This is a genomic window from Marinococcus sp. LNHM5E3-2.1 (assembly GCF_056034365.1).
In genome coordinates, this window is the sequence record NZ_JBQLIB010000005.1 from 152515 (window position 1) to 172999 (window position 20485).

At 48.7% G+C, this 20485-nt stretch carries 18 protein-coding genes and 1 other annotated feature; of the genes, 17 read left to right on the plus strand and 1 reads right to left on the minus strand.

Translation table 11 applies throughout. The features are described 5' to 3' along the window. Positions 1-14 precede the first annotated feature (14 nt). The 13 genes from polA to rplT all read left to right on the plus strand — a co-directional run bounded on the left by polA (position 15) and on the right by rplT (position 13997). Positions 15-2639: a DNA polymerase I gene (gene polA, locus ACTRXH_RS08410; protein WP_474281649.1), complete on the plus strand. Its 2625-nt coding sequence runs from the start codon at positions 15-17 to the stop codon at positions 2637-2639. Positions 2640-2651: 12 nt separating this feature from the next. After that, positions 2652-3515, plus strand: a complete 864-nt coding sequence (mutM, locus tag ACTRXH_RS08415) for a DNA-formamidopyrimidine glycosylase (protein WP_474261910.1) — start codon at positions 2652-2654, stop codon at positions 3513-3515. Further along, positions 3488-4081: a dephospho-CoA kinase gene (gene coaE, locus ACTRXH_RS08420; RefSeq protein ID WP_474261911.1), complete on the plus strand. Its 594-nt coding sequence runs from the start codon at positions 3488-3490 to the stop codon at positions 4079-4081. Before mutM ends, coaE begins: the two co-directional genes overlap by 28 nt. 139 nt (positions 4082-4220) lie before the next feature. Beyond that, positions 4221-5252, plus strand: coding sequence for a glyceraldehyde-3-phosphate dehydrogenase (locus ACTRXH_RS08425; RefSeq protein ID WP_474261912.1), 1032 nt, complete (start codon positions 4221-4223; stop codon positions 5250-5252). A 374-nt stretch (positions 5253-5626) separates the two neighbouring features. Continuing rightward, complete coding sequence (speD, locus tag ACTRXH_RS08430) at positions 5627-6010, plus strand: adenosylmethionine decarboxylase (RefSeq protein WP_022793113.1); 384 nt, start codon at positions 5627-5629, stop codon at positions 6008-6010. Between the two features lie 171 nt (positions 6011-6181). Next, the gene (nrdR, locus tag ACTRXH_RS08435; protein ID WP_022793114.1) at positions 6182-6661 is read left to right on the plus strand and encodes a transcriptional regulator NrdR; all 480 of its coding nucleotides are present in this window, start codon (positions 6182-6184) and stop codon (positions 6659-6661) included. A gap of 16 nt (positions 6662-6677) precedes the next feature. Continuing rightward, positions 6678-8081, plus strand: coding sequence for a replication initiation and membrane attachment family protein (locus ACTRXH_RS08440; RefSeq protein WP_474261913.1), 1404 nt, complete (start codon positions 6678-6680; stop codon positions 8079-8081). 18 nt (positions 8082-8099) lie between these two features. Beyond that, positions 8100-9026, plus strand: a complete 927-nt coding sequence (dnaI, locus tag ACTRXH_RS08445) for a primosomal protein DnaI (protein WP_474281651.1) — start codon at positions 8100-8102, stop codon at positions 9024-9026. Between the two features lie 141 nt (positions 9027-9167). Further along, the gene (gene mqnC, locus ACTRXH_RS08450; protein WP_322526531.1) at positions 9168-10277 is read left to right on the plus strand and encodes a cyclic dehypoxanthinyl futalosine synthase; all 1110 of its coding nucleotides are present in this window, start codon (positions 9168-9170) and stop codon (positions 10275-10277) included. 330 nt (positions 10278-10607) lie between these two features. After that, positions 10608-12548 (plus strand): threonine--tRNA ligase, encoded by a 1941-nt coding sequence (gene thrS, locus ACTRXH_RS08455; RefSeq protein WP_474261915.1) that lies wholly within the window; start codon positions 10608-10610, stop codon positions 12546-12548. Positions 12549-12744: 196 nt separating this feature from the next. Next, positions 12745-13356 (plus strand): translation initiation factor IF-3, encoded by a 612-nt coding sequence (gene infC, locus ACTRXH_RS08460; RefSeq protein ID WP_322526529.1) that lies wholly within the window; start codon positions 12745-12747, stop codon positions 13354-13356. 42 nt (positions 13357-13398) lie between these two features. After that, positions 13399-13602 (plus strand): 50S ribosomal protein L35, encoded by a 204-nt coding sequence (gene rpmI / locus ACTRXH_RS08465; protein WP_022793119.1) that lies wholly within the window; start codon positions 13399-13401, stop codon positions 13600-13602. Positions 13603-13643: 41 nt separating this feature from the next. Beyond that, complete coding sequence (gene rplT, locus ACTRXH_RS08470; RefSeq protein WP_298783507.1) at positions 13644-13997, plus strand: 50S ribosomal protein L20; 354 nt, start codon at positions 13644-13646, stop codon at positions 13995-13997. 45 nt (positions 13998-14042) lie between these two features. On the opposite strand, the gene ACTRXH_RS08475 is transcribed toward rplT, so the two are convergent. Further along, the gene (locus tag ACTRXH_RS08475) at positions 14043-14450 is read right to left on the minus strand and encodes a sigma-w pathway protein ysdB (RefSeq protein WP_474281653.1); all 408 of its coding nucleotides are present in this window, start codon (positions 14448-14450) and stop codon (positions 14043-14045) included. A 266-nt stretch (positions 14451-14716) separates the two neighbouring features. Here ACTRXH_RS08475 and ACTRXH_RS08480 point away from each other — a divergent pair, with 266 nt between their 5' ends. From ACTRXH_RS08480 to pheT, 4 genes are all read left to right on the plus strand, one after another. Then, positions 14717-15805 carry a M42 family metallopeptidase gene (locus tag ACTRXH_RS08480; protein ID WP_474281655.1) on the plus strand — a complete coding sequence of 363 codons (1089 nt, stop codon included), beginning with the start codon at positions 14717-14719 and terminating at the stop codon, positions 15803-15805. A gap of 105 nt (positions 15806-15910) precedes the next feature. Continuing rightward, entirely contained in the window at positions 15911-16678 is a 768-nt protein-coding gene (locus ACTRXH_RS08485; protein WP_474261918.1) for a TrmH family RNA methyltransferase, read from the plus strand. 55 nt (positions 16679-16733) lie between these two features. Beyond that, positions 16734-16952: a binding site (T-box leader), on the plus strand. Positions 16953-17000: 48 nt separating this feature from the next. Then, positions 17001-18035, plus strand: a complete 1035-nt coding sequence (gene pheS / locus ACTRXH_RS08490; RefSeq protein ID WP_474261919.1) for a phenylalanine--tRNA ligase subunit alpha — start codon at positions 17001-17003, stop codon at positions 18033-18035. 15 nt (positions 18036-18050) lie between these two features. Beyond that, positions 18051-20474: a phenylalanine--tRNA ligase subunit beta gene (gene pheT / locus ACTRXH_RS08495; protein WP_474281657.1), complete on the plus strand. Its 2424-nt coding sequence runs from the start codon at positions 18051-18053 to the stop codon at positions 20472-20474. Positions 20475-20485: the final 11 nt, after the last annotated feature.

A 20485-nucleotide genomic window follows, 5' to 3' on the forward strand; every position in this document is an offset into this window, starting at 1 on the left:
AGGAGGACAATAATTTGAGTAAACTAGTATTATTGGATGGAAACAGTATTGCTTACCGGGCCTTTTTTGCCCTGCCTCTTTTAAATAACGATAAAGGCGTTTATACAAATGCGATTTACGGCTTTACAACCATGCTTTTAAAAATTTTGGAGGACGAGGAGCCAAGCCACGTGCTGGTGGCCTTTGATGCCGGGAAAACAACCTTCCGCCACGATACTTACAGCGAGTACAAATCCGGCCGGGAAAAAACCCCTTCTGAGTTATCCGAACAGCTTCCAGTCATTCGTGAAGTGCTGGACGTTTTTAAAGTTCCTTATATCGAAAAGGAGAACTATGAAGCAGATGATATTATCGGCACCCTTTCGAAACGGGCCGAGGATGAAAACTGGGACGTGCGCATCTATACTGGTGACCGGGACCTGCTGCAGCTGGTCAGTCCTCACGTGCATGTTTCCTTTATCAAAAAAGGAATAACAAACACCGAACTGTATGACCCGGATGCGATTCAGGATCGGTACGGCCTTACTCCTCTTCAGATTACTGATATGAAGGGGCTGATGGGGGACAGCTCGGATAATATTCCAGGCGTGCCCGGGATCGGGGAAAAAACCGCATTAAAGCTGTTACAGGAATACGGCTCCGTGGATAAAGTACTGGAGTCCATTGATAAAATTTCCGGAAAAAAAATGAAGGAACGGCTCGAAGAAAATAAAGAACAGGCGAAAATGAGCAAAGAACTCGCTGTTATTTACCGGGAAACGCCGCTCGATTTAGAGCTTCAGCAATTAAAGCATGAAGACTATGACGTAAAAGAAGTGACAGATCTTTTCCGCGAGCTGGAGTTTCAAACGCTGTTAAACAAATTTGATGACGTTGATGAAGCGCAGCAGACATTCGATGAGCTGACATACAAGCATGTAAAAGACGTGCAGGAGGATATGCTCGTTTCCCCGTCTGCCCTGGTGGTGGAAGTGCCGGAAGAAAATTATCACCACGGGAGTATCTGGGGCATAGCGGTTATTAATGAAACCGGCCGGTATTTTATTTCCACAGAAGACGCGCTGCAGAGTGAAGCATTCCAGGAATGGGCTAAAGACGAATCCAAAGAAAAATATACGTTTGATACAAAGCGCGCTGTCGTTGCTCTGGGCTGGAAAGGCGTGGAACTCCGGGGTATCACCCATGATACGCTGATAGCCTCCTATTTAATTGATCCCTCTGTATCTTCGCATCACGTGTCTGATATAGCAAAGCGCCGGAATCTGCAGGTGGTGGACACCGACGAAGCAGTTTACGGCAAAGGTGCCAAACGTACGAAGCCGGAGGAAGAAGCACTGGCAGAGCATCTGATCCGGAAAGGTGAAGCCGTCTACCGGCTGCAGGGGAAAATTGAAGAGGACTTAAAACAGAACGAGCAGCTCGAACTGTTTAAGGAGCTGGAAATGCCGCTGTCGCTTGTACTCGGACAGATGGAAACCCAGGGCATCTCTGTGGACCGTTCGCAGCTTGAGGTGATCGGTGATGAGCTGGACGGCCGCCTCACAGAGCTTGAAAAAGAAATTTACAAACAAGCCGGGCGTGAATTTAACATTAATTCGCCGAAGCAGCTCGGGCCAATTCTGTTTGAAGAGCTCGGACTGCCGGCTGTTAAGAAAACGAAAACCGGCTATTCCACGTCGGCGGATGTGCTCGAGAAACTGAGTGACCAGCATGAAATTATTCCAAGTCTGTTGTTGTACCGCCAGATTTCGAAGCTGCGTTCGACATATATTGAAGGGCTCCTAAAAGTTATTCACCCAACTACGGGCAAAATTCATACGATGTTCAACCAGGCGATTACGCAGACAGGACGGCTGAGTTCTACTGAGCCGAATCTGCAGAACATCCCAATCCGCCTTGAAGAAGGCCGGCGTATCCGGAAGGCTTTCATTCCTTCTGAACCCGGGTGGTCTATTTTATCGGCAGACTATTCGCAGATTGAACTCCGGGTGCTCGCTCATATTGCAGATGATGAGGGGCTCAAGGAAGCTTTCCAGAACAATATGGACATTCATACAAAAACTGCGATGGATGTGTTTGGCGTAGGGCACGACGAAGTGACATCCAACATGCGCAGAAGTGCGAAAGCTGTAAATTTCGGAATCGTTTACGGCATTTCGGATTACGGCCTTTCGCAGAGCCTTGGCATTACGAGAAACGAAGCGAAAGAATTTATTGAGAGCTATTTAAAAAGCTATCCCAACGTGCAGAATTACATGAATGAGATCAAGGATGAAGCGAGACGCGACGGGTTTGTAACGACACTTCTGCACCGCCGCAGGTATCTGCCCGACATGAACAGCCGCAACTTTAACCAGCGCAGCTTTGCAGAAAGAACAGCTATGAACACTCCTATTCAGGGCACGGCGGCTGATATTATTAAAAAAGCGATGGTGGATGTAAGCAAAGCCCTTGAAGAAAAAGGACTGAACAGCCGGCTGCTGCTTCAGGTACACGACGAATTGATCTTTGAAGTACCCGAAAATGAAGTGAAAACCATGCAGGAGCTTGTGCCGGAGCTGATGGAGCAGACAATTGAACTGTCGGTGCCTTTAAAAGCAGACGTGGCCCAGGGCCCGACATGGTATGATGCGAAATAAGGAGAGAGAACGATGCCTGAATTACCGGAAGTAGAAACGGTCCGGCGGAATTTAGAAGACACGGCCGTTGGAAAAACGGTGGAGACCGTGAAAGTATACTGGCCTAATATTATTAAACGCCCCGATGACCATGAAGCCTTTTCAATGATGCTTGGAGGAAAGACGATCGAGCGCGTGCACCGTAAAGGGAAATTTTTAGTAATTTATCTTGAAGATCTGGCTGTTGTTTCCCACTTACGTATGGAAGGTCGTTACGAATGGAGTGACGGCGGGGAGCCGGATAAACACACGCATGTGCGCTTTTATTTCACCGACGGTACGGAGCTCCGCTACCGTGACGTGCGTAAATTCGGCACGATGCATGTGTTCAGCCGAGGAGAGGAGTGGAACGAAAAACCGCTGAACCAGCTCGGGGCGGAGCCTTATCGTGATGCTTCTTTTACCGCTGATTACCTGCACGCCCGGTTTCAAAAAACCTCACGCAGTATTAAGGCGGTACTGCTCGACCAATCAATTATTGCAGGTCTCGGAAACATTTATGTGGATGAAGCGCTGTTCCGGGCGGGTGTTCTGCCGGACGCTCCGGCCGCAGGACTTGAAAAGCCTGTGGTAGAAATCCTTCGAAAGCAGATCACAGAAGTGATTGAAGAGGCAGTCAAACAGGGAGGAAGCACGGTACGCTCCTATGTGAATGGAGACGGACAGGCCGGCGCTTTTCAATTAAATCTGTTTGTATATGGAAGAAAAGGGGAGCCGTGCAAAGTATGCAGTCATGAAATTGAGCGGGCTGTAGTAGCGGGCCGGGGTACGCACTACTGTCCAGTCTGCCAGACGAAGGAGGGGACGGAATGGTTATCGGCCTTACAGGCGGAATAGCAAGCGGTAAGTCACTGGTGGCAGACGCTCTGCGGGAGCAGGGCCTTCCCGTGATTGATGCTGATGTGATTTCACGGGAAGTGGTGGAGCCGGGGGAGCCTGCCCTGGAGCAGATTATTGAGCACTTCGGCCCGGAAATTCTCCAGTTTGATGGAACGCTCGACAGAAAAAAATTAGGCTCTGTCATTTTTAATGATACTGAAAAACGCCAGGTGCTTAATCAAATTATTCACCCGGCTGTCAGGCAGCGCATGATGAGCAAACGGGATGATCTCGTACGTGAAGGAAATGAACATGTCGTGCTCGATATCCCGCTTCTGCTCGAAAACAATTTAAACTTTCTGGTCGACCGCATTATCGTCGTTTATGTCAATGAAGCAACGCAAAAGCAGCGGCTAGTGGAGCGTGACGGCCGGGGAGAAGAAGATGCGGCTGCGAGAATCAAATCGCAAATGCCTCTCGGAGAAAAAAGAGAGCTGGCGGATGCAGTGATCGATAATTCGGGGACAGAAAAGGAAACAAAAACCCAGGTGAACGAGCTGCTCCATCAATGGAAAATAAAATAAAAACGGATGGATAACCACTTTTCGTAAAAGAAAGTGGTTATTTTTTAAAAATAGGTTGCAAGAATGCGCTGTCAATGTGTTATACTATTTTTAGATTTTACTTATAAAAGTATAACATATTTCCAGAGGAGGATATTAAATGAAAACAAGCATAGCGATCAACGGTTTCGGACGAATTGGGCGTATGGTTTTTCGAAAGGCAATGATGGACCCTGAAATTGAAGTGAAAGCCATCAATGCCATGTATCCTCCTGAAACGCTGGCTCATTTAGTGAAATACGATAGTGTGCACGGTCCGTTTCCGCTTGAAGTAAAATCCGAAGGGGACGAAATGATCGTGGATGGAAAACGGATCCGGCTGCTTCAAAACCGAAATCCCCTCGAACTTCCGTGGGAAGAACTGGGTGTAGATATTGTGGTCGAAGCGACGGGGAAATTCAACCGTGGCCCTGACGCTGAAATGCATATAGAAGCCGGAGCTAAAAAAGTCGTGCTGACTGCTCCCGGCAAAGAAGTCGATACAACCATCGTAATGGGAGTAAACGAAAAAGACTACGATCCGGAACGCCACCACGTAATCTCAAACGCATCCTGCACGACGAACTGCCTTGCGCCGGTCGTCAAGGTGCTTGAGGATAACATCGGTATTGAAAGCGGTTTAATAACAACTGTACATGCATACACCAATGACCAGAACAATATGGATAATCCCCACAAGGATTTGCGCCGGGCGAGAGCCTGCGGCCAGTCGATTATCCCGACGTCTACCGGAGCAGCTAAAGCTCTTTCAGAGGTGATTCCTTCCATGGAGGGAAAAATGAATGGTATGGCTCTCCGGGTGCCAACGCCGAACGTATCGCTGGTGGATATGGTAATTGACATGAAGCGTCCGGTAACAGAGGAAGAAATCAATCAAACGCTAAAAACGGCTTCAGAACAGAAGTTAAAAGGAATTATTTCCTACTGCGAGGACCCGCTCGTATCAACAGATTTTAATGGAAACGAAAATTCATCTATTATAGATGCGCTCTCCACCATGGTCATTAACGACCGCCAGGTTAAAGTGCTTGCATGGTACGATAATGAGTGGGGCTACTCCTGCCGGGTAGTGGATCTGGTGAAAATGGTCGGAGAACCAGCTGTCGGCTACTCCTCCGTCGCTTCGTTTTAAAAATCGTTAATGTGGGAAAGCGTCCCGTAAGTGGGGCGCTTTTTTGTTTATCCTCTATGGGGAATTATGTACAGAAGTTATGGAGTATATACAGACATTAAAGCCCTCGATCAAAGCTTTAAAAATGCTGCATGTGAAAACTGGTTGCAAATTGCAAATAAACATCGTATACTGAATTTCGTGCCTGTGCGTCCTTGAATTTGACGGCAGAAATGCACAGTTTTCAGGCGTATACAGGTATACTAGCGGTTACTGTAAGGGTTAGTGCCAAATCGGACTAACTTTCCCCCAGAGTAGCCTTTAAAACGTGACGGGCCGATAAAAATACAGCGACCTAATGATGTAATAAAAAGAAACAAAGGGGGAAACGTACCATGGAAACAATGGGACGCCATGTCATCTCCGAGCTCTGGGGTTGTGACGAAGAAACTTTAAACAATGTAAATGCAATCGAACGTATCTTTGTAAACGCCGCTTTAAAAGCAGGCGCTGAAATAAGAGAAGTGATTTTTCATAAATTTGCACCGCAGGGTGTAAGCGGAGTAGTCATCATTTCAGAATCGCATTTAACGATTCACAGCTTTCCGGAACACGGCTATGCAAGCATCGATGTGTATACTTGCGGAGACCATATTGATCCGAACACGGCGGCTAAATATATTGCCGGTTCACTCGGTGCCGAAGCGGAAGAAACAATAGAAATCCCCCGCGGTACAGGCCCTATCCGTGTAGAGCGCCCGGAAGCGAATGCCCTATAATACGCATACGAACACCGTTTAAGCACAGGTAGCTGCTTGAACGGTTTTTTATTGCCCGCAGTACAAGGGATTCAAAGAAATACGCAAATTGTCATCCTCCCGCCAGGAGCGAATGTGATATGATAGAACCAATAAAAATAGAGACCGCCCATCAAATTGGAGATGATAATAATGAAATGCCCTGTATGCTACTCCAATGGCACACGTGTATTGGATTCGAGGCCGAGCAATGAAGGCCGTTCCATCCGGCGCCGGCGTCAGTGTGATACGTGCCACCACCGCTTCACTACATTTGAAATTGTGGAAGAACTGCCGCTTGTCGTAGTGAAAAAAAATGGGAACCGGGAGGAATTCAGCCGGGAAAAAATGCTGAGAGGCTTGATCAGAGCCTGTGAAAAGCGGCCAATCCCAATGGAAACGCTCGAGGGCATCGTTTCGAGGGTGGAAAATAAACTGCGGGAAGAAGGACGAACAGAAGTGAAAAGCGAGGAAGCCGGGGAGCTTGTCATGGAAGAGCTAGCGGATATTGATGAAATCGCTTATGTCCGTTTTGCTTCTGTTTACCGGCAGTTTCGTGATATAAATGTATTCATCAATGAATTAAAAGAACTGATTGATAAAGAAAATAAAGAAGATTCATCAAAATCATAAAAAGGAGGGCGGCGCTTTGAGTCTGCATTGGATGGAAGTAAAACCGGTGGACGGGTACTATGTTCGCACAAGTAAAGAATTCAGCGAGAGCACGGATAAAACGATGTCTATGCTCTACCAGCCGTTAGTCGGAAGCAAAGCGATCGCTCTCTACCAGACTCTGCAGAATAAGCTTGAAAAAGACTGCTATGAAAGCTCCGAAGCAACCCATCATGAACTGATGGCTTTTTTGCAGATGCCTTTAAATGAGATTTACGCTGCCCGCCGCCTGCTTGAAGGCATCGGGCTTCTCAGGGTTTATGAACTCGAAACACACTCACAGGATAAAACATTTGTTTATGATATCCAGCCGCCTATGTCGCCGCGGGCTTTTTTTCAGGACGATGTGCTAAGCGTATTTTTATATAACCGTCTTGGGAAAAGCAAATACATTCAGCTGCGCCAGCGTTTTGGCATTTCGGCTGTGCCTGAAGGAGCAGAAGAAATTACGGCTTCGTTCAATGAAGTATTTGCTTCCCTGCATGCGTCGGAAATGGCTTCCGAGCCGCCTCCGGCAGATGAAGGAACAGAATTTGTCGGTGGCAGTGAGCCGTCGCGCCTGCAGCTTGAGGAGAATGGATTCGACATGGAGCTGCTAAAAGCTTCGCTCCCTTCCTTTCTCGACAGCTCGCGGCTGTTAACACCTTCGCTGCAGCAGACCGTCCGCCGGCTTGCTTTTGTGTATCAGCTATCGCCGATTGATATGGGAAAAGTGATTCAGGAGTCCCTGTCAGCAGACGATGAAGTAAATATAGAAGACCTGCGTAAAAAGGCAAAAAATCATTACCGTATGGAGCACGGAGCAGCCCCGCCTGCGCTCGGGAACCGTACAGAAAGTCAGGAGCCGGCACCGGCAAAGGGCCGCCCGGTGTCTGAACAGGAGCAAATGAAGCAGTTTTATGAACAGACGTCCCCCGTGACATTTCTTCGTTCGGTGGCCGAAGGAGCAACTGTGCCGGAGTCGGATATTCATCTCGTGGAGGAGCTTTTATTCAGCTACCGTTTATCCCCGGGAGTTGTGAACGTGTTGACAGATTACGTGATGAAGAAAAATAATATGAAATTAAGCAAAGCACTTGTGTATAAAATTGCCGGCCAGTGGACAAGAAAAAAAGTACATACCGTAGAGGATGCCATGAAGCTTGCAAAGGAAGAACACAAGCAGGCCCAGGAACGCCAGGCACCTAAAAACAATTATACGAATAAGCGGTCTCAAGGCTACGTCCGAAACGATAAGCTGCCTAAGTGGCTGGAAAAAGAAGAGCAGGCAGAGAATAAACCGGCAGAAGGTGAAAATTCCACGCAGGAGGAGCAGCTGTCGAAGGAAAGAGAGCGCTTTGAAGAAATGCTTAAGGAACGACGGGAAAGAGCAAACCGTTAAAAGAAAGGAGGCGGCTGGATGGATTCGATCGGATCCTCGTTGAACAGATGGATGGATAAGGATTGGAAGGAACGGATGGCCAGACTTGAAAAAGAAGTGTTTGCCTATCCGGGAGTTATTGATTTCAAGCGCCGTCATCCGCACATACCAGCGGAAGAATACGAAAAAAACAAGGCAGCTTTATTTGAGTATAAAAGGGAGCGCAGTAACTGCGATGCCTGTCCTGGGCTTGAAAACTGCCCGAACCTGATGCAGGGCTATCAGCCGGAATTGATGGAAGACAAAGGAAAAGTAACGGTTGCCTATCACCGCTGTTCATTAAAGATACACGATGATGAAAAGAAAAAAAGACAGGCACTTATTAAAAGCTATTATATTCCAAAAGAGATACTGCATGCTTCCTTTGACCAGGTGGATATGGACCATGAATCAAGAGCGAAGGCAGGAACCGCAGCACTGCATTTCGCATCGACCACCGTGCCCGGAGAAGACGGACAGGGACTTTACCTGTATGGAAAATTCGGGGTCGGTAAAACGTATATTGCCGGAGCCATCATGAATGAACTGGCGGAGCGAAACATCGGCTCGATGATTGTACACGTGCCGGACTTTTTCCGTGAGATCAAAGAATCGCTTTCGGATAATACGGTGAGGGAAAAGGTGGACAGCGTCAAAGGCGTGCCGGTGCTCATACTCGACGATCTTGGAGCCGAATCGATGAGTGCCTGGACAAGAGACGATATTTTAGGAGTTATTCTGCAGCACCGGATGATGGAAAAGCTTCCTACTGTTTATACCTCCAACTATGATTACAGTGAACTTGAAGAGCATTTGACGTATTCCCAGAAGGGTGGTAACGAGCGGCTGAAAGCTAAGCGTATCATGGAGCGCATCCGCCCGTTCACAGAAGAAGTGTTCATGGACGGACAGAACCGCCGGGGATAATTGGAAATGCATAGGGCATTCTAAGTGTATAATACAAATAAATATGCTACCATGATGATAGCGCCCAGCATGCAGAAAATGGGTTGGATTCGCGGTATTTTCATGCGAGCGCCACAAAGGAATTTTCTGGAGGGTATACAAATGAGCATTGATGGAATACTGGAACGTGCATTAAACGGAGAACGACTGACAATGGATGACGCTGTGCGCTTGTATGAAAGCGATGAAATAGAAAAAATGGGAGCTGCCGCAGATGAAATTAAAAAACGCTGGCACCCCGAGCCTGTCGCTACCTTTAACATAGGACGGAACGTCAATTACACAAACGTCTGCGATACCTTCTGCCGTTTCTGTGCATTTTACCGCCGGCCGGGATCGGAAGAGGGATACCTTCTTTCGGATGACCAGATCCTGCAGAAGATTAAAGAGCTTCAGGATGTAGGAGGAGACGAAATTTTAATGCAGGGCGGGACCAACCCGAACCTCCCATTTGAATACTATACGAACCTGCTCAAAAAAATTAAAAGTCATTTCCCTGATGTGACGATGCACTCGTTTACACCGGCAGAGGTGTACAAAATGATGGAAGTGTCCGGCCTGTCCTTGAGAGAGGTATTAACGGCTCTTCACGAAGCAGGTTTGGATTCACTTCCGGGCGGCGGCGCCGAAATTCTCACAGAGAAAACGAGAAAACGGATCAGCCGCCTGAAATGCACGGCCGATCAATGGATTGACTGCATGAAAATGGCTAAAGAGGTCGGTATGCACGGCACTGCAACGATGGTTATCGGCTTTGGCGAATCCAACGAAGAGCGGGCAGAACATTTGTGGCGTATTCGTGAGGCGCAGGATGAATCCAACTGCTTTTTGGCTTTCATATCCTGGACCTTCCAGCAGGATTACACAAGCATGAAAGGCGAGCGTATTACACCGGAAGGCTATCTCCGTAACGTTGCCATTTCACGCTTGTTCCTGGACAATATCCCGAACTTCCAGTCCTCCTGGGTAACAGCAGGACCAGAAACGGGGAAACGCTCCCTTTCCTACGGCTGTAACGACTTTGGCAGTACTATGATGGAAGAGAACGTTGTTTCTTCAGCCGGTACCACACACAAAGTGAACATCAACCGTATTCTTCGTTTAATACGGGAAGCAGGCTATACGCCGGCTCAACGTAATACGAAGTATCATACACTCCGGGTGTTTGAGGGAGAAGAGAACAGCGAAAAAGACTTTGTAATGCAAAACTAAATACAGGTTGCATGAAAAGAAGCTTTTCGCTATGCTGAAATAGCGAAAAGGAAAATGCAAGGATGAGGCCATGAAAATAAAACAGGCGTCCCAGAGAAGAGAACCATGGCTGGAAGTTCTCTACGAACCGTTTTATTTTTACCCCCTCGGAGCTTCGGCAGGGAACAGCAGTATCTGCCGGCGGATCCCCGGCCGTTACCCGGATAGAGTCGTCCCTTTACAGGGGATGGAAACTAGGGTGGAACCGCGGCTGAGCCCGCCCCTTTCGAGGGGGCGGTTTTTTTATGCGTTTTTCTGTATATTACAGTAATAAAAGGAGGATAAATCACAGTGGCAGAACAGGCAATTACGCTCATATTTCCAGATGGGAATGAAAAATCATATGATATTGGCACGACGACAGAAGAAGTAGCCGGCGGGATCAGCTCGGGACTGAAAAAGAGTGCGCTGGCAGGAAAAATTAATGGGAAAATGGTGGATCTACGCACTCCGCTCCGGGAGGACGGTCAGATTGAAATCATCACGTATCAGTCCCCGGAAGGCCTTGAAGTGCTCCGGCACAGCACCGCGCACGCGATGGCCCAGGCGGTGAAGCGCTTGTTTGATGATGTGCAGCTTGGTGTCGGCCCGGTGATTGAAAACGGATTTTATTACGACATTGATACGTCGCACCAGCTGACGCCGGAAGACCTTCCTAAAATCGAAAAAGAGATGAATAAAATCATCGATGAAAATCTTGAAATTATTCGCGAGGAAGTGTCCCGGGAAGAAGCAGTCCGCTTTTTTAAAGAGCTTGGCGACGAGCTGAAGCTGGAATTAATTGAGGATATCCCGGAAGGAGAACAGATCGCGCTTTACCGGCAGGGAGAATTTGTCGATTTATGCCGCGGCGTTCATGTGCCGCAGACATCCAAATTAAAAAAGTTTAAGCTGATGAATATTTCCGGGGCATACTGGCGCGGGGACAGCAGCAACAAAATGCTGCAGCGTATTTACGGAACCGCCTTTGAAAAACAGTCCCAGCTTGACGATCATTTGAAGATGCTCGAAGAAGCGAAGGAGCGCGACCACCGTAAAATTGGCAGAGAGCTCGACATATTTACGACAAGTCAGACAGTCGGACAGGGCCTTCCTCTCTGGCTTCCAAACGGTGCCACGATCCGTCGGATTATCGAGCGCTATATTGTGGATAAAGAAGTACGTCTCGGCTATGACCACGTGTATACGCCGGTACTTGGTTCCTCCGAGCTCTATAAAACATCGGGCCACTGGGACCACTATCAGGACGACATGTTCCCGCCGATTGAAATGGATAATGAAACACTTGTGCTTCGGCCGATGAACTGTCCGCACCACATGATGGTTTACAAAAATAAAAAGCACAGCTACCGCGATCTTCCGGTACGCATTGCAGAGCTCGGAACGATGCACCGTTATGAAAAATCCGGAGCGCTTGCCGGTCTTCAGCGGGTGCGGGCGATGACGCTAAACGACGGTCACATTTTTGCCCGTCCGGATCAGCTGAAGGACGAGTTTATTCGTGCTGTACGCCTGGTTCGTGAAGTCTATCATGATTTCGGTATCAAGGATTATACCTTCCGGCTTTCCTACCGGGATCCGGAGGATAAAGAAAAATACGTGGACGATGACCAGATGTGGGAAAATTCCGAGCGCATTCTGAAAGAAGCGATGGATGCGATTGACGCTGAATACGTGGAAGCAGAAGGCGAAGCAGCATTTTACGGTCCGAAACTCGATGTCCAGGTAAAGACAGCAATGGGCAAAGAAGAGACACTTTCCACTGTCCAGATCGACACTCACCTGCCTGAACGATTTGATCTCACGTATGTGGGAAGCGACGGCGGCGAGCACCGTCCGGTAGTCGTCCACCGTGGCATTGTGTCTACGATGGAACGCTTTATCGCTTTTCTGCTTGAAGAGTACAAAGGCGCCCTGCCGACGTGGCTTTCCCCTGTACAGGTGAAAATCATACCGGTCTCGCCTGACGTTCATCTTGACTACGCGAAAGAAGTGGAAATGGCACTGCAGGCCTCGGATGTCCGGGTGGAAGTGGATACAAGGGATGAGAAGCTCGGCTATAAAATCCGCGAAGCCCAGACGCAGAAAATTCCTTACATGCTTGTGCTTGGTGACAAAGAGCAGGAAGCGAACGCCGTAAATGTACGCAGATACGGTCAGCAGGATTCGGACTCACAGCCGCTGAATGATTTCGTGGAAAATGTAACAGCGGCTATCAACGAATATCGATAAAAAGGTTGACGTCCTAATGAGGCCGTGCTAAGATGTCCTAGTGTGAAAATAATTAATCCCTGAAGAAGAAGCGCCCGCTTCTCACCTGACCGACAAACGTTGGCTGGTTATTACTAATATATTGAATGTGTAGAGCATATATTCTGTATACGTGTGGGCGCTTCTCTGTTTTAGAGGGTGTCTGCACGTTTTTTCGTTGTGCCAATGGTATGTATTTGCGTGGAAGCCCCGCGCACTAAATTTCTGGAGGTGGCTTATTATTCGTAAGGACCAAAAGGTAAACGAGGGCATCCGTGCCCGTGAAGTTCGACTCATCGACTCTAACGGAGAGCAGCTTGGAGTAAAATCAAGAAACGAAGCTTTAGAGCTGGCCGGGAAAGAAAACCTTGACCTTGTTCTTGTCGCTCCAAACGCAAAACCGCCTGTCTGCCGTATTATGGATTACGGTAAATATCGTTTTGAACAGCAGAAAAAAGATAAAGAAGCCCGGAAAAAGCAAAAAACGATCAACGTGAAAGAAGTTCGTTTGAGCCCGAGCATTGAAGAACACGACTTTAATACAAAACTGCGTAACGCAAGAAAGTTTTTGTCTAAAGGCGATAAAGTAAAAGCAGCTATCCGCTTCCGCGGTCGTATGATCACACACTCTGATATCGGTAAAGAGGTGCTTGACCGGTTTGCAAAAGAGTGTGAAGACGTGAGTACGATTGAAACGAAGCCGAAAATGGATGGCCGCAGCATGTTCCTCATGCTCGCTCCAAAAGCAGAGCAGGAACGGGAGCAAAAAGAAGAATCCAGTAAAGAGTAGACAGCGGTCAGCCCGTTATATTAAAAAAGGAGGATGTCACTTATGCCAAAAATGAAATCTCACCGCGGAGCAGCAAAACGTTTTCGCAAAACAGGAAGCGGCCGTGTAAAACGCGCACGCGCATTCACGAGCCATATGTTTTCGCATAAATCCCAAAAGCAAAAGCGTAACCTGCGTAAGCCGGAGCTTGTTTCCAAGTCCGACTACAAGCGTATCAAGACACTGCTGCCGAAAACGAAAAAATAAGCACGACCAAATAATTAAGATAAGCTAAGGAGGGGTTGACGATGCCAAGAGTAAAAGGCGGATATGTGGCACGTCGCAGACGTAAACGAGTATTAAAACTCGCGAAAGGTTATAGAGGTTCTAAGCATAGACTGTTTAAAACAGCACAGGAACAGGTAATGAAGTCCCTGCAGTATGCTTACCGGGACCGTCGCCAGCGCAAACGCGAATTCCGTAAGCTGTGGATTGCACGTATTAACGCAGCAGCCCGTTTAAACGGCTTGTCCTACAGCCGCATGATGCATGGCCTGAAGCAGGGCGGTATCCAAATGAACCGTAAAATGCTCGCAGACCTTGCGGTAAATGACGAAAAAGCATTTGCAGAGCTTGCTGAAAAAGCGAAATCAAACTTATAATCAAACAAAAAAGCGGAGCGCCCGGTAAATCAGGCGTTCCGCTTTTTATTGTTTCTCGGGATGTTTTGCTTCAAGCTGCTGCATGAACTCCTTTACCGGGCTGTTCCACTCGATAGCAGCTTCCGGATAGAGGGATAAAATTTCCCGCTCGAGAAAGGTGAAATCCTCGCGCTGGAAGCCGCGCAAATGCTCACTTTCAATCACCCACAGCGAAATCGTAACGACTTCAAACGATTTTTCGGTTGTACCTACGTATTTTTCGCCTTCAAACATGACGCCTTTATGGGTCGCCAGTAAATTTTTCCGCACGTTTTGCTGGTCATCAAGCAGATAGAATTGTTTTTTATGGTGAGCTGCTTCCAGCTTTCTCCTAGAATTATTCCAGTATCTCCAAAACGAGTATATGATAATAATAAGAGCGATCAACAGCAGCACTCGTAAAAGAATACCCAATCTTTACACCCTCCTCTGCATCTATCGGATTAAGCGTACATAAGCCTTCTCATTTCTAATATATACGCACAGTCTGCTAAAAAGTTTCACAGGCACCAGGCTATGATAGATTATGTTTGAGCCCTGCGGCAAAGTTCTTTATACTGAATATGGAAGAACCCGCACCACACCGCTTGTATGGATGAGAATATTAGCCCGCAGCATTAATAATATTTTCCCTTTGCATGTGTGTGTAAAACAACCGTACATAAAGGAGGCAGCACGAAATGGCAGAATTAGACCCGACATTGCAGATGCTAAAGGACCTCACGGACGCAAACGGCGTTCCGGGGAATGAACAGGAACCGAGAAAAGTAATGACCCAGTATATTTCTCCTTACGCCGATGAAATGAGCACCGATCGGCTGGGAAGCCTGATTGCTAAAAAAACCGGACAGGCCGGCGGTCCGAAATTAATGATTACCGGACATCTGGACGAAATTGGTTTTATGATATCGGGAATCGATGAGAATGGCTTTTTGAAATTCCAGACCCTCGGGGGATGGTGGAGCCAGGTGATGCTCGCCCAGCGGGTGAAGGTAATGACGAGAAAAGGAAATATTACCGGGGTGATCGGCTCAAAGCCGCCGCATATTCTTCCGGCGGAGCAGCGCAAGAAAGCAATGGAAATTAAAGATATGTTCATCGATATCGGTGCTTCAAGCAAGGAAGAAGCAGAATCATTCGGCGTGCGTCCGGGAGATTCGGTCGTGCCGGTATGTGATTTTGAAGTGATGAATAATGAAAAACTGCTGATGGCAAAAGCCTGGGACAACCGTATTGGCTGTGCTATCGCGATTGAGGTGCTGAAGCGTCTCGAAAATGAATCCCATCCGAATGAAATTTACGGCGTCGGTGCTGTACAGGAGGAAGTCGGCCTGCGCGGAGCGAAAACAGCAACCAACCTTATTCAGCCGGATATCGGCTTTGCTGTCGATGTAGGGATTGCCGGGGATACGCCGGGTGTCACAAGTAACGATGCCAGAGCGAAAATCGGCAAAGGCCCGCAGCTTCTTATGATGGACGCCTCCGTCATCGCACACAAAGGGTTGCGTGATTTCGTTGTCGGTGTGGCTGAAGAGAAAGAAATTCCTTTTCAGTTCGACATGATGGCAAACGGCGGCACAGATGCAGGGTCTATTCATCTGTCCGGCGAAGGAGTACCGGCGATGGCCATTACGATTCCGACCCGCTATATCCATACGCATGCGGCTATTCTGCACCGGGATGACTTTGAGCATGCCGTGCAGTTAATCGTAGAAATTGCTAAGCGTCTGGACCGCGACACAGTAGATTCGTTAACGTACGAAGCATAAAATACCAGCCTTTCTGTCCATGAGGGACGGGAGGGCTGTTTATTTTCTTTCTGCGGCGGGGCAAAGTGTGCTACGATGAGAGAAAATACTGGGGGAGACAGCGAAGTGAAGCGGATAGAATCGGCAAAAAACCCGAAAGTAAAAGAGATAAAAAAACTTCATAAGCGTAAGGAACGTGAAAGGTCAGGGCTTTTTTTAATTGAGGGAGACCACGCGCTGACAGAAGCCGTCCGGTCGGAGGCCTGGATTGAAGAAATTTTCATTGAAGAGCATAAAGAGTGGCCGCAGGTTTTTAATGAAATTCCAACACCGGCCACAGAGGTAACAGAAAGCGTAATGAAAGAAATAAGCTTGACGGAAACCCCGAAAAATATTGTAGCTGTATGCAGAATTCCTGAATTTTCTAATGTAAGAAGCGGTGGATATTCATTTTTCGTGCTGGTGGACAGCATTCAGGACCCAGGTAACCTGGGAACAATTATCCGGACGGTTGACGCGCTTGGAAAAGGGGTAGTCGTTCTCGGCACAGGTACGGTGGATGCGTACAACGAAAAGGTGGTCCGGGCGACCCAGGGCTCACTGTTTCATGTTCCGGTACTGCAGGAGGACCTGGGGGAATGGCTGGAATGGCTGCAGGAAACGGACATTCCGTGCTTTGGCACTTCGCTTGATGAAGGTACGTCGTATTCGGCACTTGAGCCGCAGCCTTACTTTGCGTTAATCATTGGCAACGAAGGAGCCGGCGTACAAAAGAAATGGCTCGAGCGGACCGACCAGAACCTGTACATTCCGATTCCGGGCCAGGCAGAATCGTTAAATGCGGCAGTTTCTGCCGGCATTCTGCTGTATCACTTGAAGCAGACAGATTGGTGATGGTTGCAATCGGGCCAGGCTTTTTCTATAATAATTCATATTGAAACATATAAACACAAATGCGCAGATGAAGAGTAGTAGCATTGCTTCCTGCTGAACAGGGAAAAGGTATCGCTGACTGAAAATACCTTGCAGTAAGGATTTGTGAATTCGCTTCGGAGCAGCCGCTGGAGTATTCCCTGTGGAAGAAAAGCGTGCCGGAACCTGTCGTTACAGGAGAGTGAGCTGTGCACTGCAGCTAACAAGGGTGGTACCGCGAGCCTTCGTCCCTTTCAGGGAGAGGGCTCTTTTTATTTGGCATAAAAATGGAGGGAACCAGGATATGATAGAACGCTTGGAGGAGCTGCAGCAGGAAGCGCTGCAGCAGATTGAAGAAGCTGGCGATACAAAGGAATTAGAGCAGGTGAGAGTAAAATACTTAGGGAAGAAGGGTCCGATTACGGAAGTGCTCCGGGGGATGGGGCAGCTGTCCAAGGAAGAGCGTCCTGTGGTCGGCCAGAAAGGAAACGAAGTACGGGAAGCTATTCAGGAGCGTCTGGAGAAAAAAACAAAAACGCTTGCCGACGAAGCATTAAAGGAAAAGCTTGAAAAAGAAACGCTCGATGTAACACTGCCGGGACGTAAGGTCCAGCGAGGGGCGAAGCACCCGCTGACAAGCGTTGTGGAAGAAATTGAAGATATCTTTATCGGTATGGGGTTTGAAGTGACTGAAGGACCGGAAGTCGAAACCGATTATTATAACTTTGAAGCGATGAATCTGCCAAAAGATCATCCGGCCCGTGACATGCAGGACTCTTTTTATGTCAGCAGTGATCTGCTGCTGCGTACACAGACGTCGCCGGTACAGGCCCGCTCGATGGAACGCCACCACGGCGAAGGGCCGGTGAAAATCATCTGCCCGGGCAAGGTCTACCGCCGGGACGATGACGATGCTACCCACTCCCACCAGTTCATGCAGATCGAAGGGCTGATGGTTGACGAAAATATCCGTATGAGTGATTTAAAAGGGGTGCTCGAAACATTTGTGAAAAAATATTTCGGAGAGGAAAGAGAAATTCGTCTCCGCCCGAGCTACTTCCCTTTTACCGAGCCGTCTGCAGAACTCGATGTTTCATGCGGTATCTGCGCCGGGGAAGGCTGCCGCATCTGCAAGCATACTGGGTGGATTGAAGTTCTCGGGTGCGGGATGGTGCATCCGCGCGTGCTGGAAATGAGCGGTTTTGACCCGGACGTATACAGCGGCTTTGCCTTTGGCATGGGAGTAGAGCGCTTCTCCCTACTGAAATACGGCATTGATGATATCCGGCATTTTTACACGAACGATATGCGCTTTTTAAAACAATTCACTCGAGTATAGAAGGAGAATGCAGATATGTTGATCTCATATAAATGGCTGAAAGATTATGTGGATATTGAAGATATTACCCCCGAAGAAATTGCCGATCGCCTGACTACAGGAGGTGTAGAGGTGGACGCTCTGTACCGGCGTGCCGAACCGATTGAGGGATGCGTGGTCGGGTATGTTACCGAAGCCGAAAAGCATCCGGATGCGGATAACTTAAACATTTGCCAGGTGCATCAGGGAGCAGAGACAGTACAGATCATCTGCGGTGCTGACAACGTGGCAGCCGGACAGAAGGTCGTAGTGGCAAAGCCGGGCACCGTTCTGCCTGGGGGGATGGAAATTAAAGCAGCGGAAATCCGCGGCCAGCAGTCCAATGGCATGATTTGTTCTCTCCAGGAGCTCGGCGTGGAAGCCAAGCTGGTGCCTAAGCATGTGGCTGAAGGCATTTTCGTTTTTGACGAGGATCCGGAGACGGGATCGGATGCGGTAAAAGCTCTTGGCTGGGACGATACAGTGATGGATCTGGATATTACGCCAAACCGTGCCGACTGCCTGAATATCCTCGGGGTCGCCTACGAAGTAGCAGCTCAGCTGGACCGGACCGTCCGGCTCCCTGTGACTTCGGTAAAAGAAAGCGAAAAGCCTGCATCAGCAGCAGTTAATGTGAAAATCGAAAACGGCGAAGACACTCCTTATTACGGAGCGAGAGTCGCGGAAAATATTCAGGTGAATCCTTCTCCGTATTGGATGCAGAACCGCTTGATGGCTGCCGGCATCCGGCCGATCAGCAACATCGTGGACATTACCAACTATGTGCTGCTTGAATACGGGCAGCCGCTGCACGCGTTTGATTTTGACGCCTTCGGCTCCGACGAAGTGCTCGTGCGAAGAGCATTCGAAGACGAAGAAATACAGACGCTCGACGGTAATAAGCATCATCTTTCGACGGAGCATCTGGTCGTAACCAATGGTACAAAGCCGACAGCTCTCGCAGGAGTGATGGGTGGAGAGCACTCTGAGGTCAGCGACCAGACAACAAATATTCTGCTTGAAGCGGCCCTGTTTCATCCGTCCCTGATCCGCCAGGCGTCTAAAGATACGCGGATACGAAGCGATGCAAGTGTCCGTTATGAGCGGGGGCTCGACACGGAGAGAGTGGAGCAGGCAGCAGACCGGGCGGCGCATTTATTCGCTGAATATGCGGGCGCCACTGTGCTTCAGGGCATCGAGCAGGAGGACCACCGGGAGCCGGGCGGCCGCTGGGTACGGGTGAGTGATCGCCGTATCAATCAGCTGCTTGGAATGGAGCTCAGCGGTTCAGAAATGGTCCGTATTCTCGAACGTCTCGGCTTTCAGACCGCCGACAAGGAAACGAGCAGTATCGAAGTATATATCCCAAGCCGCCGCCCGGATATCCGCATTGAAGAGGATGTGGCTGAAGAAATCGCTCGGATGCACGGCTATCAGGACATTCCGAGTACACTTCCTAAAGGTGCTACAACGGCCGGAAGCCTGACTGCCGAACAGAAAAGAAAGCGGACAGTACGCCGCTTTTTGGAAAGTGCCGGGCTGAGTGAAGCTGTCACCTATTCCCTGACGACTGCCAGCTCAGCTTCCCGTTTCACGCTGTACCCGGAAAAGTATACGATGGAAGTAACCATGCCAATGAGCGAAGACCGCAGAGTACTGCGGCAGAGCCTGATTCCTCAGCTTCTTGAAGGAGTCAGCTATAACCGCAACCGCCAGACGAAAGATATCGCTTTGTTTGAAATGGGCTCGGTGTTTCTTTCCGAAGAAGAGAATGCTGCTGTACAGCCGGAAGAACGTATTATGCTTGGTGCGGTAGTAAGCGGAAGATGGGAAAGCCACCTATGGCAGGGAGAAACAAAAAATGCAGACTTTTACGTGATGAAAGGAATTGCTGAAGGCATTCTTGAAGAGCTGCACGTAGAAAGCCGTGCTTCGTTCACTTTGGCAGAGCACAGTGATATGCACCCCGGCCGTACCGCAGACATACAGCTGGATGGAAAAACGGTGGGATACGTCGGCCAAATTCACCCAACAACGGCTGGTGAGTGGGATATAGCCGAAACGTATGCCCTGCAGGTTGATTTAACCTCCCTGCTTCAGGCGGTGGAAACGCCGGTTCGTTATCAAACGCTTCCGCGCTTCCCTTCCACTACCCGTGATATTGCGATTGTTGTGGATGAAAATGTGCCTGCAGCTGAAGTAAAAGAAGTCATTGAGTCCGCAGGTGGAAGCACGCTGTACAGCACCTCCCTGTTTGACGTTTATCAGGGCGAGAATCTAACGCCCGGCAAAAAATCCCTGGCGTTCACGCTGGTCTACCTGGATCCGGAAAGAACACTGACCGATGAAGAGGTCAGCTCCGCGCACAACCAGGTGCTTCGCATGCTTGAAGAAAAAACCGGGGCAGAGCTCAGGCAGTAAACAGCTGCCGG

Bases quoted from the DNA above. Each gene is read 5' to 3' on its own strand.
- dnaI (WP_474281651.1), top strand. From the start codon at position 8,100: ATGGATTCGATCGGATCCTCGTTGAACAGATGGATGGATAAGGATTGG.
- ACTRXH_RS08425 (WP_474261912.1), top strand. From the start codon at position 4,221: ATGAAAACAAGCATAGCGATCAACGGTTTCGGACGAATTGGGCGTATG.
- pheS (WP_474261919.1), top strand. From the start codon at position 17,001: ATGATAGAACGCTTGGAGGAGCTGCAGCAGGAAGCGCTGCAGCAGATT.
- pheT (WP_474281657.1), top strand. From the start codon at position 18,051: ATGTTGATCTCATATAAATGGCTGAAAGATTATGTGGATATTGAAGAT.
- nrdR (WP_022793114.1), top strand. From the start codon at position 6,182: ATGAAATGCCCTGTATGCTACTCCAATGGCACACGTGTATTGGATTCG.
- mutM (WP_474261910.1), top strand. From the start codon at position 2,652: ATGCCTGAATTACCGGAAGTAGAAACGGTCCGGCGGAATTTAGAAGAC.
- coaE (WP_474261911.1), top strand. From the start codon at position 3,488: ATGGTTATCGGCCTTACAGGCGGAATAGCAAGCGGTAAGTCACTGGTG.
- speD (WP_022793113.1), top strand. From the start codon at position 5,627: ATGGAAACAATGGGACGCCATGTCATCTCCGAGCTCTGGGGTTGTGAC.
- ACTRXH_RS08480 (WP_474281655.1), top strand. From the start codon at position 14,717: ATGGCAGAATTAGACCCGACATTGCAGATGCTAAAGGACCTCACGGAC.
- rplT (WP_298783507.1), top strand. From the start codon at position 13,644: ATGCCAAGAGTAAAAGGCGGATATGTGGCACGTCGCAGACGTAAACGA.
- mqnC (WP_322526531.1), top strand. From the start codon at position 9,168: ATGAGCATTGATGGAATACTGGAACGTGCATTAAACGGAGAACGACTG.
- rpmI (WP_022793119.1), top strand. From the start codon at position 13,399: ATGCCAAAAATGAAATCTCACCGCGGAGCAGCAAAACGTTTTCGCAAA.